This is a genomic window from Paraburkholderia sp. BR10882, assembly GCF_040948855.1.
GTDB lineage: Bacteria > Pseudomonadota > Gammaproteobacteria > Burkholderiales > Burkholderiaceae > Paraburkholderia > Paraburkholderia nodosa_A.
The window spans coordinates 94,920-110,858 of sequence record NZ_JBFPKP010000015.1 but is presented as its reverse complement, the minus strand read 5'-3'; the positions used below and the strand labels follow the sequence as shown (position 1 = coordinate 110,858).

The following is a 15,939-nucleotide window of genomic DNA, read 5'->3' as shown; positions in this document are numbered from 1 at the left end:
TCTTTGTGGGTGTTGCAACGTCAGGCGCTGGCGAGTTCGTTCGCCGATGGGTTCGACGCATCGCCAGGCTGAGCGTCCTGACACTTGACGATCCCGGCCTCGGTCAACTGCCTGAGATCCTCCGGCGTGTAGCCGAGACCCGTCAGCAGCGCCTGGGTATCCTGACCCAGCGAAGGCGGCGCCGCACGCAGGTGCAGACGCTCACCGCCAAGCGTCAAAGGCAGCAGCGCAGTCCGCGTCGCAATAGCCTGCCCTGCGCCGCTTGCGTCGGGCGGCAAAGTCACCTCGGCGAGTCCGCCGGTAGCGAGCAGGTGCGGATCATCGAACAGATCCTGCGGTTTCGTGATCGGCGCATACGGCAGTCCGCAGCGCTCGAAGATTGCGCTGATCTCGGCAGCCGAGAACGCTTCCATATGTTTTCGAAGCTGCGGCAACAACCATTCACGGGCCTGCACACGCTGATTGTTGGAAGCGATCCGCTCGTCAGCCTTGAGTTCTGCAAGCCCGAAAGCGTCGCAAAACAGTTGCCATTGCGTATCCGAGACAACCGCGAGGAAGATCTGCTCGCCGTTTTTGACCGAGAACACGTCATAGACCGCCCATGCTGAAATGCGGCTCGGCATCGGTGCCGCGGCCTTACCGGTCACCGCGTACTGCATCATGTGCTGGGCGACGAGAAATACATTGTTCTCGAACAGTGCGCTCTGTACTTCCTGACCACGTCCCGTGCGTTCGCGTTGAGCCAGCGCTGCCATCGCACCGATCGCGCCGAACATTCCACCCATGATGTCGTTGACACTCGTCCCTGCTCGCAACGGTCTGCCGTCGGGTCCGGTCATATAAGCGAGGCCGCCCATCATCTGCACGACCTCGTCGAGCGCGGTGCGATGATCGTACGGGCCGGGCAGAAAGCCCTTATGCGACACGTAGACAAGACGCGGATTGAGCCTGGACAGCGCGGCGTAACCGAGGCCGAGCTTATCCATCGTGCCGCTCTTGAAGTTTTCGCTGAACACGTCCGCCCCGGCAAGAAGCTTGTGAACGATCTCCACGCCGCGGGGATCTTTTACGTCGACCGCGATACTCTTCTTGTTGCGGTTGAACGTGCTGAAGAAGCCCGCACCGGAACCGCGCAAAAGACGTGTGCTGTCGCCGGAAACAGGCTCGACCTTGATCACTTCCGCGCCCAGGTCCGCCAGCACCATGCCGCATGTCGGCCCCATCACCATGTGCGTCATCTCGACGACGCGTACGCTGCCATACGGGAGATTCTGGTTTGCTTGCACGTCGCTCATTGCGCTACTCCAGTCAGGCAGCCTTCCGGTTGCGGCGCGCTGGGCGCGCGGCCATCGGCATACGCGAATCCCTTTGGAAGACCCGCGTCCTGCACGTGCCCATATAACGCTTCGCCAGGCAGTGCCTCCGCGAGAATGGCGCGCGCGGCAATGAGCCTGTCGATGTCCACACCGGTGTCGTAGCCCATCGCTTCGAGCAGAAACGCCAGATCCTCGGTCACGATGTTGCCGGTGGCGCCTGGCGCATAAGGACAGCCGCCCAGGCCGGCCTGACTCGAATCAATTGTCGTCACACCGACCTCGAGCGCGGCGACGACGTTCGCTAAACCCTGTCCGCGCGTGTTATGGAAATGTGCGCCGCCAGCCTTCGCGCCGAATTCCGATTGCAACCGACGGAACAGCCGGCGAACCTGTGCCGGATTCGCATAGCCGCTGGTATCGGAGAGGCCAATTTCGTCGACGCCGCTCTTGGCCATTGCCTGGCACATGCGCATCGTTTGATCGTCGCTCACGGTGCCCGCAATCGTGCAGCCGAAGGCAACGGAAATGCCTGCCTCGATTTGCACGCCCGGAAACTGTTCGTTGCGAAGCGCGACGATATTGCGGACTTCTTCGATCATCTGCTCATTGGTTTTCCGGATATTGGCCAGCGAATGTTCGTTGGTCACCGAAACGGGAAGCGTCACCTTATGCACACCCGCTTCGAAGGCGCTCTGGCTTCCACGAAGATTTGGTGCGAGAACCGCGACGTGCAGATCCGGGATTGAGAGGGCATGCACCACGACTTCGCGGATGTCAGCCATCTGCGGCAGCAACTTCGCCGGCACGAACGATCCCACTTCGATTTCCTTGATTCCCGCAGCCGCGAGTGCGGAAATCCATCGCAGCTTCGCAGCAGTGGGCATGACGCTCTTGATGCTTTGCAGACCGTCGCGCGGCCCGACCTCGCTGATCAGCACCTTCGGACTTGAAGTGCTCATATTCGGCCCTTAGTTCTGGCAGACAGACCAATGTTTCGTTAGAGAGAACTATAGGCGCATCCAAACACCCGCGAAAGCGGGGTAAACCCACGGATAGAACTTGAGTTCTGTCAGATAGAACGATACGATGCCACTTATGATCAAGACGACCAAACACGCCGTGACCGCTGATGCCCTTTCAACGCCTGAGCCATCCGACACTGCCAATGACAGTTCCAGCGGCGTAGCTGTGCTCGACCGTGCGTTCGCCATCCTCAACGCGTTCGGGCCGACCGACGACCAGTTGACGCTTACCGAACTCTCGCGGCGCACGGGGTTGTACAAAAGCACGGCCTTGCGCCTGCTGGGCGCGCTGGAGCATGGAGGCTTCATCCGAAAAATGAGTGACGGGCAGTACGGCGTCGGCCACCAGCCACTACGGCTCGCCGCGCTCTATCAGCGATCCTTCCAGGTCGGTCCCGTTATCGAGCCGTTGCTTCAGCAATTGAGCCGCGACCTGGGGGAAACGGCGTCGTTCTATGTGCGGCAGGGCGATCATCGACTGGTGCTGTATCGTGTCGAGCCGACGAGGAGCGTGCGTGTGTCAATTCGCGTCGGCGAAGAGTTCCCGATCGACAAAGGTGCCTCCGGCAAGGTGCTGCTCGCTTTCACTGAGGCACAGGATCCTCGCTGGAGCGAAGTGCGCGACGCTCTTTGGGCGGCGTCTTTTGGTGAACGCGATCCCGAAACCGCTTCGACGTCCGTCCCCGTGTTCGACTCGACTGGCGAGTTGGTGGGTGCGCTCACGCTGTCGGGACCGAAAGAGAGATTTGGTACTCCTTCGACCCTCGACGCGGCCGTTGCGGCCTTACTTGTCAGTGCAAAACGCGCGACCGTTGCGCTCGGCGGCAAGGGTGGTCGATACGATGCCAGCATCGCGGAATTTGCTAATAGAAGCTGAAGTGGGGACGCTCACGGCGGTCGCTCGTGAATGGTCGACCGCTCGCATTGAATTGCCGAACTGCCATGTCAAGCCCGGCGCGATTTCGGGGACGATGGTACTGGTACTGCGACCCGCGCCCACAAGTGCTCGTCCAGATTCCCGGCCGACCGGTCAGGCCTAGTGGCACGAAACGGGACGCTACCTGCGCGCTCGTTCGCCGCCAGGCGGCGGAGTAACTGTTTGCGGCCTCGGGTCGAAAGGCCGCGAACGCTACCAAAGCTGACGGTCAGGCAGGCAGAGCTAAGGTCTGTTTCTGGCCGAGACCAGCAGTTCGCCGTACGACTGTCGGTAAGCAATGGGGCTACCCCGCGACCGCTGCGAACCGGGCGCGGGCCGACACTGCTGCGACGACGTCGCCCCAACAGCCCTGGTTGGCTGACCGGTGGCGTGATGACAATGCGCCGCCGCACCGCGGGCATCCGCGATGCCTGGCCGGCTTGGATGCGTTCCAGCCAGCACGTGCGGTTCGGACTGAGCCGCGCGCGCCTGCCATGGTGACGGGTACACCCTAGCAAACAAACCGCCGACAGGGCAGCCAAAGCATTCATCGCGTGTCGCCCGGCGTCCGGTCCATGCATCGCGCCTCGGATAAAATGCCGGGACTGCGACACTGGCCGAAATGCCTCACGAGCGCGGCGTAGCGCTGAACGTCGACGGCAACGGCGGCGCGGAAGAACTGCATCGCGGTTGCCGCATACCGCACGGACATACCATGAAATTCGATCATCCCGATCCCGAACTCAACAATCCGTTGACTGACGAAGAACTGGAATTCCTCGAACGCTTTCTTTCGGGCAATGCCGTCTGCGACGACGCGATGGGTGCGGTCATGTTGCATGGATTTCTGACTGCCGTCATCTCCGGACCGAACGCGATCATGCCGGGCGCGATCCTTCCGTGGATCTGGGATGCCAGGCACGCAACCCGTCAACCCAGATTCCTGTCGGCAGGCCGGGCTCGCAAGGTCACAGGACTGATTTTTCAATACTGGAACGACATCAACGACACCCTGAATCAATGCCCGGACCTGTTCGAACTCCCGCTGCACGCGAGCGTATACGAGGGCGAAGAGGTTCCTGTCCTCGACGAATGGTGCGAGGGGTATTGCAAGGGCATCGACATCGACCGGGAGGCCTGGGAGCCGCTGATCGAACGGCACCCCTGGTGGTTCAATATCATCCTGCTGTTCGGCACCGCCTCCGGATACGAGGAGGTGGCGCGACGGGACTACACGGTCGGGCAACGCCGGTCGTTTGTCCTCCAGCTCGCAGCATCGGTACTCAATATCCATCGCTACGTGTGTGAGGAATGTCGGAGATCGCTGGAGCAGGGCGAGCAGCCAGGTGCGATTCCGGCGGGTTCGTTGTCGAAAGCCAAGCCGGCGACGCAGATCACCGCGAGGAATCGGGCCGCGCGGGACGGGAGCGTGTCCAAAGATGTGTTCCTCGTGGATTCGATCGGTCGACTGACGGACGACGCGTTTCACCCGCTGGCATTGTCCCCGCTGGCTACGCGCATCACGCGTGGCGGCACGTCTGTCGATGCGCACATCTATCGCGCCGGCGATGAAGGTCGCGACGGCTGGATACTGGAAATCATCGACGCGTCCGGGACGTCCACCGTCTGGGACGAGCCGTTCCCGACAGATGCGGCCGCGCTGGCCGAAGCATTGAGCACGATCAACATGCACGACATCGCCCCCGGCAGCCGGTGACGGACCGTGCCCGCGTCGTAACGCTGAGCGCGCCCGCACCCGGACGGGCCTGGCGTTGCGCGCCGTGAACGGATGCGTTGCCCGGCGATGTCATGTGACGTGCTGCGAAACAATCCGTCCCAGGACCAGGACCGGTCATTTTTCCCACGGCGCAGCAGATACGTGATCGTTTCCGTCTACATTTGAAACCGGGCCTTCCCCATCAACTGTCATGTCCTTGACCGATACCGATCGCCTTTCGCCAAGAATCACACCTGCTGGCCACCTGCTTGCCGCGCCGGACGTCGAGGCGCCTGTGCTGCCCGATGACGTACCGCTGGGCGTGGTTTTCGCGCGCGGCGCCGGTCACGGGCTGCTCTATCTGGGAAGCTCTACCATCGGGCGGGCATTGCCGCCCGCCTGGGCGTGGTGGCGAGAACTAGGAGCCCGCTATGTCACGGCCCTGTGCACTACGACGGAAAGTGGGGAAATCGCGGTCGCAGAGCCAGACCCAACGGAGCTCGGCACACTGATCGACGACGCGCCACCCATGACGGGCGCTGAATATCTCACGCCGGATGTTCTGGCGGCACTGTGGAGCGAAATCGATGGCGCCCTGCGCGACGAGCTCGCTGAATCGGGAGAGTCACTTCAGGCATTCCTCAGGTCGCGTCATCCTGCATGGAATCTGGTGGGCCGGGTTCACTTCAACCTTGCCGAAAACCGCAAGGATCCCGAAGCACCTTTCGCGTTCCTGGCTACATACGCTGCGCGCCTGTCGGCCCATGGCAAGACGCAGCATCAACCCCTTTCGCGGGCGCTCGAAGAGTTCTCCGGTGCGCGCAACAAGGCACAGCTTCTCTCCCTCCTGATGCCGGTCCAGCGTGCCGCTGAACGCTGCGACTGGTTGCGCGCGATGGTTGAATCGCGCGAAATCTACCACCCGTTGCGCTGGATGCCGGCCGACGCGTTTCGCCTGCTCTCCGATTTGCCGGCCCTGGAATCGGCCGGCATCATGGTTCGACTACCGGCGAGCTGGGCCGCGGGACGCCCCGCGCGGCCCGCGGTCAGGGCGAGCGTCGGGACGCGGCCTCCGTCACGCCTGGGCAGGGAAGCACTGCTCGACTTCAGGATGGAGGTGTCGCTCGATGGCGAAGCGTTGAGTCCGGCCGAGATCCGGAGTCTGCTCAAGGGGGCCGACGGCCTTCAGTGGATTCGCGGGCGCTGGATCGAGGTGGACACGAAGAGGCTGGGCCGCCTGCTTCAGCGCTTTGAAGGTCTGGAAAACGCCGCGCAGGCGGGACTGCCGCTGAACGATGCGCTGCGTCTTCTGGCGGGCGTCTCCGGTGATGAAGATGACGCGTTCGGCGAGCGCGACTGGTCGCAGGTCGTGGCTGGCGACTGGCTCTCACAGATGCTGCAGCAGTTGCGCCAGCCGGAAGGGCTGGCGCAGGTCGATCCGGGTCCCGATCTGAAAGCGCAGCTTCGACCGTACCAGCAGGCCGGTGTGCGCTGGCTCTACCTGCTCAGCCAGCTCGGGCTCGGAGCGTGTCTTGCCGACGATATGGGTCTCGGAAAGACGATGCAGGTCCTCTCCCTGCTACTGATCCTCAGGCGCGACCCGGTCGACCCGCGCCCGAGCCTGCTGGTCGCCCCGGCGTCCCTGCTGGCAAACTGGGCCGCGGAAGCGGAGCGTTTCGCGCCGGGCCTGCGCGTGCTGGTGGTGCACCCGTCCATGACGCCTGCCGACGAACTGCGCGCCCTGGACAGCGCCCGGCTCGCGCAGACGGACCTCGTTATTACCAGCTTCGGCTCGCTGCTGCGCCAGCCCGTTCTGGAAACAATGCAATGGCGCGTCGCCATTGTCGACGAGGCCCAGGCGATCAAGAACCCCGGCGCGCGGCAGACGAAACAGGTGAAGAAGCTTCAGGCCCGCTCACGCATCGCCCTGACGGGCACCCCGGTGGAAAATCGCCTGTCGGATCTGTGGTCCATTTTCGATTTCACGCATCCCGGCCTGCTGGGCTCGGCGAAGGACTTTGCCGGTCTGACCCGGCGTCTGGCAAAAGCCGAACATTTCGGCCCGCTTCGCACTCTTGTGCGGCCCTACATCCTTCGTCGCCTGAAAACAGACCGGCGTGTCATTACCGATCTCCCGGAAAAAACCGAACTCAAGGCGTGGTGTCACCTGAGCCCCATCCAGGCCGCCCTGTACGAACGCGCGGTCAAGGACCTGGCTGCGGCGCTCGATGGTACCGAGGGCATTGAACGTAAAGGGATCGTATTAAGCTACCTGATGCGGTTCAAGCAGATCTGCAACCATCCGTCCCAGTGGCTTGGCGATGCGGCGTGGCAGCCGGAAGCCAGCGGCAAATTCGCGCGGTTGCGCGAACTGGTCGACGTGATCGCAGCGAAACAGGAAAAGGTGCTCGTGTTTACGCAGTTCCGCGAAACCACGGAGCCCCTGGCTGCCCACCTCGGCTCGCTTTTTGGCCGGGAAGGTCTGATTCTCCACGGTGGAACGCCCGTCGCCAAACGCCGCGAACTCGTCCGGCAATTCCAGGAAGATGAATCGGTTCCGTTCTTTGTGCTTTCGCTCAAGGCGGGCGGCGCGGGGTTGAATCTCACTGCCGCCTCCCACGTGATCCACTTCGATCGCTGGTGGAATCCGGCGGTCGAGAATCAGGCGACGGACCGGGCATTCCGCATTGGCCAGCGCAGGAATGTTCTGGTACACAAGTTCGTTTGCCGGGGTACGGTCGAGGACCGGATCGATCAGTTAATCGAAACAAAGCAGCAGCTGGTGAAGGATGTGCTTGAGGGCGGCGCGGAGCTGCTGCTGACCGAGATGAGTGACCGCGAACTGCTCGATCTGGTCAGGCTCGATATCCATTCCGCGCAGGCAAACTGATCAGGGAGAGGAACGCCGATGGCTGACTACGGTGGATGGAAACCCTACGTCCCGGTGGCCGAGCGCAGAAAGCAGGCGGAGCAACTGGTTGCGAAAGCGATCAAGTCCGGCAAGACGCTGTCGCCCATCGCACCCTATCGAGGGGCCATTGCGAAGACCTTCTGGGGCAAGGCATGGTGCGATAACCTTGAGCACTACAGTGACTACGCCAGTCGCCTGCCACGCGGTCGCACCTATGTGCGCAATGGTTCCGTGATCGATCTTCAGATTTCGACGGGCAGGATCCGCGCACAGGTCATGGGGTCCAGCGTGTACGAGATCGAAATCGATGTCACAGCCTGCCCGGAAAAACAGTGGCGGGCGTTGAGTGTCGAGTGCGCATCGTCGGTTGACTCCATGGTCGAACTGCTGCAGGGCAAGCTGTCGGCTGCGGTGATGGGCCGCATCTGCAAGCCGGGCAGCGGGCTCTTCCCCGCGCCGAAGGAGATCAAACTCGGCTGCAACTGCCTGGACTGGGCGGCGATGTGCAAGCACGTCGCCGCCGTACTCTATGGCGTCGGCGCGCGGCTCGACCAGCAGCCAGAATTGCTCTTTACGTTACGTGGTGTCGACCCTGGCGATCTCGTTAGCAGCACCGGTGCGAACCCCTCCGGTGCAGGAGCCGGCCCGGTGTCCGGCAAGGTACTCGACAACGTGGACCTGGGGGATGTGTTCGGAATCGATATCAATACGGAGCCCTTTGCCGATGCGCCCCCGGTCCGGAGCAAGCGCACGCGCAAGGAAGCCGCCTCGCAAACAGAACGCACACCGAGGTCGACGGCGTTGAAGTCGTCTACGATTGCGAAATCGACACAAAAAGGCAAGGTCGCGCTGCCAGACGTGAAAGCCAGTGCTTCCGCCGTGAAGAAGCCAAAGGGTAAAACCGACCCCGGTGTTTCGAAGGCGACTCGTTCGGCTGCATCACCAAAGCCCACTGTGCGTGCGCCCGCTGCATCGAAAACCGCTAAACGCCGCGGGTGATGTCTGCGGCGACGCGTCACCGCCTGGTCCGGCGACTGATCGCGCTCTCGAAGTTTGCAACTGTTACGGAAAGCACTGTGTCGAACAGCGCAACTTCAGTCATGCGAAGGGAAACTGTTCACCGAATTCGCCGATATGGCAAAGATGCGATGCACCACTACTCGCGCCATCCTGCCAGCAGTGCAACTGGATGGCCGGAGGTTCGAGCAACGACGCGGGATTCGCATTTGGCTGGAGTCGCAATGCAATCTGCGTTGTCGTAACTTGGGCAGGTCAACACGGGTACGGCGCCAGGACGCGCGTGCAACGCGCGATGAACGTGCCCGGTGACGATGCGCTCAACGTTGTGATGTCCGGATAGAAGAAGTCGCAAGGCGTCAGTCGTCTGCATGCCGAAAAGTTCGAGATGGGGGATGCCGGTGCGAAACGGCGGATGACGCATGGATGACAACCGGTCGGTTCAGGTATTCGACGAGCTCGCGTTCCAGCCACAACTGCGCCGCCGGACCGGTTTCACCGTGGCGGGAGCCTGGGACTCTTGTGTCTATCGCAAGGATGCGCACATAGCCGACATCGACGCCGAAAATTGAGTCCACCCGCGCATGTTAGCCGCGGTTGATTGTCGAGCGCGCCGCGCAGACATCTGCGGTCATCGTTGGTTGCCGGGTAAGACCATATTGGGGTGCGTCAACTGCGCCAGCAGTTGCAGCATTTCGTATTCTTCCGGGAGACCCTCGTCCGTGAGATCTCCGGTTATCAGGACGAGCCGAGGCTCTGGATTCAGGCGGTTCGATCCTGTGGCCGCTGTAGCGAACGCCGCGCCACCGCCGTGCTCGCAGTAGAGATGTTAGAGCGGACCTAAATGGCTGGCGCCGCGCCAGTAGCGCAACCGCGGGGCCGAGGCGCCCCGCGTTTTCTCCCTTTCGCGTGAGCTACCCGGACGCGATGGTCTGCTTCCGTCCTCAGACGCTAAATCCCGCAACTCGCCTCATCTGGCGCGACACTGCGCTGCCAGAGCCTTGCGCATCGAATTGTGCGCGAAGGCTCGCGTCTGCCTTGCGGGTCACGCCGCGGTGCATGGCCACAATTAAAGCGAAAAGGGCGACGAGAAACATCGGGGTGGCAAACATCGTATTGCTCCCGGATGTTGGAACCGGGTATGTGTTCGGCGATGGTCGTGTGCGATCGCGTTGCACTGTCGTCGGAGATCGCGGTCCCATCCCCTCGCGTGACCCCGCCAAGGCCTTCACGATGCCCGGATTGCGTCGGTCGGGACCAGGTGCAGTTCCCTCAAGGCCATGCGCCGCCCACGTGAATCGCGTCTGTCTCTGCGTAGACTGTCATCCACCGGAGTACCGGTCACCGTAAGGCTCCCATAAATAATATTTCGCAATATGACATATGCAGGTGCGCGGCTCAACGACGAGGATGCCGAAATCGACTCGCAACGGATGGCTGGGACTGTGTTTGTCTATGTGCTGACGCTCTGGGTCGATGAACTGATCTTCCTGCATGCCGCGTTTCCGCGTTGGGTGGAAGTGGACCTATCTTCCGACTGGCATCCGGCTTTTGAGTACGCTGTTGCTGGGCGCGGACGGCGCGATCGGGCTGCTGGTCTCCGCCTTGCTGGTCGATTTCTTTCATTACTTCCCGAACGACCCCGTGCGGGCAATCGCGGGCGCGATCTTCAGTTCGGCCGGCCCGTACGCGGTCCGTCGCCTCGCCCTGGAACGCTATGGCCTGAAGGCGTCGCTGACGAATCTCACGCCAAGGCGCCGTATAGTGCTCGCGTTTGCTGTCGCACTCACGAACTCGACGCTGCATCATCTCTGGTTCGCAATGACGGGCAGTACGCAGGACATCCTGCAGAGTTTCTTCACGATGTTTGTGGGCGATCTGCTGGGCGCGCTGATTCTCGTCTATATCGTGAAGGGCACGCTTGCCCTGCTGCCCAGGCATCCCAGCCAGTCCTCACGCATGACCGACGGCATGTTCAGGATCCGGCTAGCCCTTGATCTCGCCTACAACAACCGCCTGGCTTGACGGCAGATATGGGGCGCACGGCCCGTCCGGGCTCGAACAGGGCCGTTGAAGGCTCTCACACTTGCGGGATTGAGGGCGTGAGTCGGGGCAGGCCGCCCAGCATTGAGTGCGCCTAGCGGTCGTCGCGAATCGCGACACTGCAGCCTGGGTGCAACACAACGTCGAGACGCACGATGGCGACAATCGTACATAGCGCCACGAGACGGGCTGCGATTGCGCCTCATCGCAACCCCTTCGTCACGCTAGCGTGGAGCCTGATTGTTATGTGCATTCGTTAGTGCAACGTGAATGCTGAACATCCCGTTCGTGAGGCGGGAATCGCCTGGCCGTTTCGGGAGCAAAGCCAGCAATCCCTTCATCGCATACAGCATGATTAGCGTGCCGGCGAGGTCGCCCACAAACATGCTGAACAGGCTTTCGAAGAAATGCTCCGTCGCACCGGTCAACGCAAACCAGAGGTGATGTAACAGCGGATTCGCGACCGAATACGCGACGGCGAGCACAAGAAGCCGGGTCGGCGTGAGATTCGTCAACGATGCGCGCAAGCCGTAATACTCTCTCGCGAACCTGTAGACCAGATACGGAGCGGCTGACCCAAGTATCGCGCCAGCGATCGCTCTCACAGGGTCATGCGGGAACCAGTAAAGAAAATCCGTTAACAGACCAGCAAGCAGCAAGCCAAGGAAACCGTCGGCACCAACCAGTAGCGTGCTCAAAAGCCGTATGCCGGAAGGAAGGAATATCCAGTTGATGCCCCTTACAAACGACGTATGCGCAAACACCTCCTGATTGATCCAGAGTGACGCCACAAACGCTATCAGGGTTGCCGCGATCGACCAGAAATGTATACGTAAGCTCAACATTACGATGAACTCCCTTTCCCTTCGGACTATGACTGGCCAATCATAGCGCCCGCGTGTGGTTCTGCGAAATGCATCTCCAACAGTCTATGCGCAAACTGAAGGTTAGTGCCCGGGTCGCTATGCTGACCGCTGCGAATCTCGCGACGCGTGAAGTCATCGCAACCAGAGACAACATCGGGGAGTTGCGCGAGAGGAGGGGCATCATCGCGGATGGCATGGTTATCATCATGCCGGTGATTACGCAGTCCGCAGGGTTCTATCATGATGGTATTCGCGGCCACAGCATGCTGCGTGTCGTTGGAGGAAACAGGTACGCCGCGTGCTGTCATGCATGCGTAATGGCTTCGAATCTGGGGCGCAAATGGAAATCGATACCACAGGATGGTTCCCATTGGACGACTATGCGCCGGCCCGTGAGGGCTGGTACGAAGTCAGGCTCACGACCGGAGATACGGCATTCTCCCGCTTTATCGACGGACATTGGACGGAGCAACCCGTGGTTCTGTTCACGCACTGGCGTGGTCTGAGTGCGGATCCGGGGGACTCGGCCGACAGCGAGCACATGGACGCGCAGGCTGCCGCCGCACAGGGCGTACGAGCGGTGTGGAACGCGTTTTTCCCCGTAGTGGGGGATACGCATCCACTCAAGAAATAGCTGCTGTCACTTGCCCATGCAGCAGAGCCGTCATTTGGGCGAAATCGATGCATGGCGCACGAACAGCCTGAATTTCCAGAGAATGATCCGATCTGGGCAGAAGCAGGGTGCTCGAAGCAAGCATCCGCGCGAGGAGACGCGCGCAGGGAAAGAAGAATCCTCAAGATCTTCCTCTATGGTGCGACGAACTGATCTTACCCCCGGGGGGGGAAGGGGAACCTTGAGCGTCATTCGTTGTAGACGCACCTTCTACTCGCATTACGAATTGCGTCGTTCACGTTGCCGAAACTCAGAAGGTGTCAGGGAGAATCGCCGCCGGAAGATCTTTGCGAGACGATCCCCGTTTGTCCAGCCGCAACTTTTCGCGATTCTGTCGATTGAGAAATCGGTCTCTGCCAGCATGCGCGAGGTCAGATCAAGTCGTGCCTGCAGCAGGTACTCGGAAGGCGTGACGCCTATCTCCTGTTTGAAGCATCGAAGGAAATTGCGCTCGCTCATAGCCGAGATGTTGACCGCGTCGCTTACAGATATCGGCCGATTGCAGTTCTCCTTAAGCCAGCGAGCGGATGCACGGACCTTCTCAATTGCAGTGTCAGCTCGCGCGTCAGCTATTAGAGGGGTAAGCGTTGCAAAACCATTTCCAGAGAGCTTGCGTGAGATGTCTCTCACTGCTTCCGGACCGAGATCCCATCCGATAAGCGCAAGAGCCGTCTTGGTCGGTTCATAGCGATTTCCCCGGCTGGTCGGAATTTTTGTGGGAGACGCATCAGAATCGAGTTGAAGCAGACCGCTGTGGTACGAGTCGGGACGGAGCTGCATCATGTCGATCAGATCCGCCGCCTTTCCAATTCCGGAAACGATTTTCGTTGCCGGAATGGTGACCCGAAGCCATTGTCGGACACGCTCGTCGCGCGTCACTTCGGTCAAGTCGCTGCCGTCCGCGATAAATAGTGCATCAAAGCCCACACTTTTCGTCGTGTCGCATTCCTGTGTCCACACGTTGACAGAGGACGAGCACTCAACATCGCCACCCTGTGCGGAATATAGCTTGACGTCATAGAGTAATCCGCCATTGCATTGTTGCTTCGCGATTTCATTGGCGAGCTGAAAGATCTCAGGAACGACTCCGATCGAGAGTAGGGAAAAGCCTCTGTAGAGCAGCACGCCGATGCTTCTCGTGGCTCCGGATTTCGGCCCTCTCGCGCCAGAAACGACATTTCCCCTCTCAGCACCCCCGGCACCGATGTCGCCCATCTTCATCCCTCTACTGTTATCAGGTGCTTGAAATTGATATAACCTGTGACGATGACTTAATTTTCATCGCGATGCATCATACATGGGCTACTAAATTCGTCGGATGCTTGGCCGATCAGACCAATATATTGGCGGTTTAAACCACATGCATTGCAACGGGTGCTATCTCGCTGGAATATCTACTGTCTGCACAACAGTGTGCCATGCGATGTGCATGACGAAACTGCATAGTTTTGGCGGAAACGGATAACGTATTGGCTGGTATGAATCACGTGCCTCGGTGGATTTCATGGCATAGTCAGAGAAGAATCGGAAAGTTGGAATCGTAGAAGACCATCAGGAACACACAGAGAAAAAGGATGTCCTTTCGCCTTGGGAATACTGGCCTTCGTGACGTTAAAGTATTCGAGCCCCAGATTGAAGCCCGATCAACAGGCGCGTTCTTTAGAAGCTTTGATCAGGACTGGTTCAATGCGAACGTCTCCTACGGGTATCTTTTCACTCATGATGAGCAGGCTGTTTGCCCCCATAATGCGTTGATCGGACTGACCTACCAGGTTCAAAATCCGCGCGGCGTTGTTTTGAGAGTGCTCTCCGGCGAAATATACGCCGTGGCTCTCGATCTGCGTCGTACGTCAGTTGCTTTTGGGCGATGGGCGGGCGAGTCCCTGTCAGCATCAAACTGTCGCCAGCTCTGGATACCGCCAGGATTCGCGCATGGGTACATCGTTCGATCAGACGTCGCGGAGGTGCTTTCAAAGGCATCCTCGGCGCGTCTGCCTGATTCGGAGCGCACGATTTGCTGGGATGACGCAGATCTCAACATCGATTGGCGTATTGCGGGATTGCCTGTCACAGACAGGAGGCAGCGCAATTGTGTTGACTTTAATGTTGCGGAGTACTTTTAGCACAATGAGTCCGCAGCGCGTGACGACCGATCGGTACAAAGGCGTGTTTAAGCTGCCAATTCCTGGACGGTGCGTTCCCGTTGGAAAGCGATCGTTAAGCGATCACTCATCCATGACTACAAGCTCTACGATATGAGCCATTCAATCGATATCGCGAAAATAGCCAACCATGACTCGCGATCGGGTGCAGGCGCGTGTCCTGAAGTCGCACGCGACGCGCAGTTCGATAAATTCAGCGCTGTAGAGGTCTCTTGCGCGGCACTCTTTGAGCGTTGGTGTACGGAGCGTAATGTGATTCCACTTGCGTATCTGATGCACGTATGGCCGATCGCTAGACCAACAGACCTGGAGATTCGACAGGTCGGCGACTCGATGGCGGAACTCTTGCGCGGACACGCAAACGTTCTCGACGTCGAGGACAAGATGCTGATTAATATTACACTCTTGTCGGTTCAAGCTGTGTTAGATATTTAACGTCGGTCAGGTATTAGAGGCACGCATGGCAGGAGGCTTTGACTAGGCGCTATCACGCGTCTCTGGGCGGCATACCATACCAAATCTCGGACCCGATTGAAGCGTGTACGTAAGAAATGATGTTTGATCAACCCCTTTCCCCGAAAGTTGCTCGATACCGGGGAGACCGAACGCAATGGAAATTTCAGGAAAAAACTCTTCCTTCAGCTTCCGTATTCCCGAAAATGAATTCGACGATTCAGTCTATGTGGCTCACTATTCGAGAGATCTCTACGTCTTGCTCTCTCGCATGGACTCGGAAGCAATGGTAGTCGCCTTCGAGATACCGAGAGTCAAACTGGCGAGGAGTCGTCGGTTGTCAAGTGAAGCACTTGTGAGAACCGCGATCGGACAGGGAATTAGGGATGGGGTGTTTGAGTCGGCCGGTAGCTCATGGCGGGAGTTCGACCTGGACTCGCCAACATGGACTGGTGATCTCCTGGCAAGCGACCTTCCATAGCCGTCACGGCACTTCTAGGCGAACGCGCCGTGCTGTATGGAATCACATCATTTGACTGCTCGGAGCACGCATCGCGTAGCACGGACCGCTGCTCAGCGCATGCAAGGGAGCGAGAGACGCTCCTTCGGAGAGCGGCTTGTTCACGTGGACGTCCGCTCCGCATTCCAGACCTGAGTTAATTACACCGCACGCGGTCTGAGCCGAAGTGAGCAAGACGATAGGCCCGACGAATTCGCGTCGGGCGAGATATCGCAGTGTTTCATATCGTCTGCGGTCCGGTTCACTCCAATCAAGCAGGAAGAGGTCAATTGAAACGTCTTCAAGCAAGCGTCGCAGCCCTTCATCACTCCTCGTCCCGAAAC

Annotated in this window: 16 protein-coding genes; 9 read left to right on the top strand and 7 right to left on the bottom strand. The window is 59.8% G+C overall.

Annotated features, from left to right (window positions below):
* Positions 1-20 precede the first annotated feature (20 nt).
* Both AB3X99_RS30050 and AB3X99_RS30045 read right to left on the bottom strand, forming a co-directional pair.
* Positions 21-1,295: a CaiB/BaiF CoA transferase family protein gene (locus AB3X99_RS30050; protein WP_368618984.1), complete on the bottom strand. Its 1,275-nt coding sequence runs from the start codon at positions 1,293-1,295 to the stop codon at positions 21-23.
* Entirely contained in the window at positions 1,292-2,275 is a 984-nt protein-coding gene (locus AB3X99_RS30045; protein ID WP_368618983.1) for a hydroxymethylglutaryl-CoA lyase, read from the bottom strand. Before AB3X99_RS30045 ends, AB3X99_RS30050 begins: the two co-directional genes overlap by 4 nt.
* Positions 2,276-2,411: 136 nt before the next feature.
* On the opposite strand from AB3X99_RS30045, the gene AB3X99_RS30040 reads away from it, so the two are divergent.
* A complete protein-coding gene (locus tag AB3X99_RS30040) occupies positions 2,412-3,215 on the top strand; it encodes an IclR family transcriptional regulator (RefSeq protein ID WP_368618982.1) in 804 nt (267 codons plus the stop codon).
* 586 nt (positions 3,216-3,801) lie between these two features.
* Here AB3X99_RS30040 and AB3X99_RS30035 read toward each other — a convergent pair.
* Entirely contained in the window at positions 3,802-3,984 is a 183-nt protein-coding gene (locus tag AB3X99_RS30035; RefSeq protein ID WP_368618981.1) for a hypothetical protein, read from the bottom strand.
* Between AB3X99_RS30035 and AB3X99_RS30030 the strand changes: the two genes are divergently transcribed.
* From AB3X99_RS30030 to AB3X99_RS30015, 4 genes are all read left to right on the top strand, one after another.
* Positions 3,970-4,971, top strand: a complete 1,002-nt coding sequence (locus AB3X99_RS30030) for a UPF0149 family protein (protein WP_368618980.1) — start codon at positions 3,970-3,972, stop codon at positions 4,969-4,971. The two genes, AB3X99_RS30035 and AB3X99_RS30030, sit on opposite strands and share 15 nt — an antisense overlap.
* A gap of 211 nt (positions 4,972-5,182) precedes the next feature.
* Positions 5,183-7,861, top strand: a complete 2,679-nt coding sequence (locus tag AB3X99_RS30025; protein ID WP_368618979.1) for a DEAD/DEAH box helicase — start codon at positions 5,183-5,185, stop codon at positions 7,859-7,861.
* Positions 7,862-7,879: 18 nt separating this feature from the next.
* A complete protein-coding gene (locus tag AB3X99_RS30020; RefSeq protein ID WP_368618978.1) occupies positions 7,880-8,881 on the top strand; it encodes a hypothetical protein in 1,002 nt (333 codons plus the stop codon).
* A 440-nt stretch (positions 8,882-9,321) separates the two neighbouring features.
* Positions 9,322-9,471, top strand: coding sequence for a hypothetical protein (locus tag AB3X99_RS30015; protein WP_368618977.1), 150 nt, complete (start codon positions 9,322-9,324; stop codon positions 9,469-9,471).
* A gap of 59 nt (positions 9,472-9,530) precedes the next feature.
* On the opposite strand, the gene AB3X99_RS30010 is transcribed toward AB3X99_RS30015, so the two are convergent.
* Complete coding sequence (locus AB3X99_RS30010; protein WP_176732992.1) at positions 9,531-9,665, bottom strand: metallophosphoesterase; 135 nt, start codon at positions 9,663-9,665, stop codon at positions 9,531-9,533.
* Positions 9,666-9,843: 178 nt separating this feature from the next.
* Complete coding sequence (locus AB3X99_RS30005; RefSeq protein WP_368618976.1) at positions 9,844-10,011, bottom strand: hypothetical protein; 168 nt, start codon at positions 10,009-10,011, stop codon at positions 9,844-9,846.
* Positions 10,012-10,450: 439 nt separating this feature from the next.
* Here AB3X99_RS30005 and AB3X99_RS30000 point away from each other — a divergent pair, with 439 nt between their 5' ends.
* Positions 10,451-10,924 (top strand): hypothetical protein, encoded by a 474-nt coding sequence (locus tag AB3X99_RS30000; RefSeq protein WP_368618975.1) that lies wholly within the window; start codon positions 10,451-10,453, stop codon positions 10,922-10,924.
* A gap of 242 nt (positions 10,925-11,166) precedes the next feature.
* Here the strand turns inward: AB3X99_RS30000 and AB3X99_RS29995 are convergent, their stop codons facing one another.
* Entirely contained in the window at positions 11,167-11,787 is a 621-nt protein-coding gene (locus AB3X99_RS29995) for a hypothetical protein (protein WP_368618974.1), read from the bottom strand.
* A gap of 361 nt (positions 11,788-12,148) precedes the next feature.
* Between AB3X99_RS29995 and AB3X99_RS29990 the strand changes: the two genes are divergently transcribed.
* Positions 12,149-12,442 carry a hypothetical protein gene (locus AB3X99_RS29990; RefSeq protein ID WP_368618973.1) on the top strand — a complete coding sequence of 98 codons (294 nt, stop codon included), beginning with the start codon at positions 12,149-12,151 and terminating at the stop codon, positions 12,440-12,442.
* Between the two features lie 258 nt (positions 12,443-12,700).
* Here AB3X99_RS29990 and AB3X99_RS29985 read toward each other — a convergent pair whose 3' ends face one another.
* Positions 12,701-13,702, bottom strand: coding sequence for a helix-turn-helix domain-containing protein (locus AB3X99_RS29985; protein ID WP_342949649.1), 1,002 nt, complete (start codon positions 13,700-13,702; stop codon positions 12,701-12,703).
* 353 nt (positions 13,703-14,055) lie between these two features.
* On the opposite strand from AB3X99_RS29985, the gene AB3X99_RS29980 reads away from it, so the two are divergent.
* Together AB3X99_RS29980 and AB3X99_RS29975 are read left to right on the top strand one after the other, a co-directional pair.
* Positions 14,056-14,604 (top strand): dTDP-4-dehydrorhamnose 3,5-epimerase family protein, encoded by a 549-nt coding sequence (locus AB3X99_RS29980; RefSeq protein ID WP_368618972.1) that lies wholly within the window; start codon positions 14,056-14,058, stop codon positions 14,602-14,604.
* Positions 14,605-14,736: 132 nt separating this feature from the next.
* Positions 14,737-15,078: a hypothetical protein gene (locus AB3X99_RS29975; RefSeq protein ID WP_141710911.1), complete on the top strand. Its 342-nt coding sequence runs from the start codon at positions 14,737-14,739 to the stop codon at positions 15,076-15,078.
* The last annotated feature ends 861 nt before the right edge of the window (positions 15,079-15,939 follow it).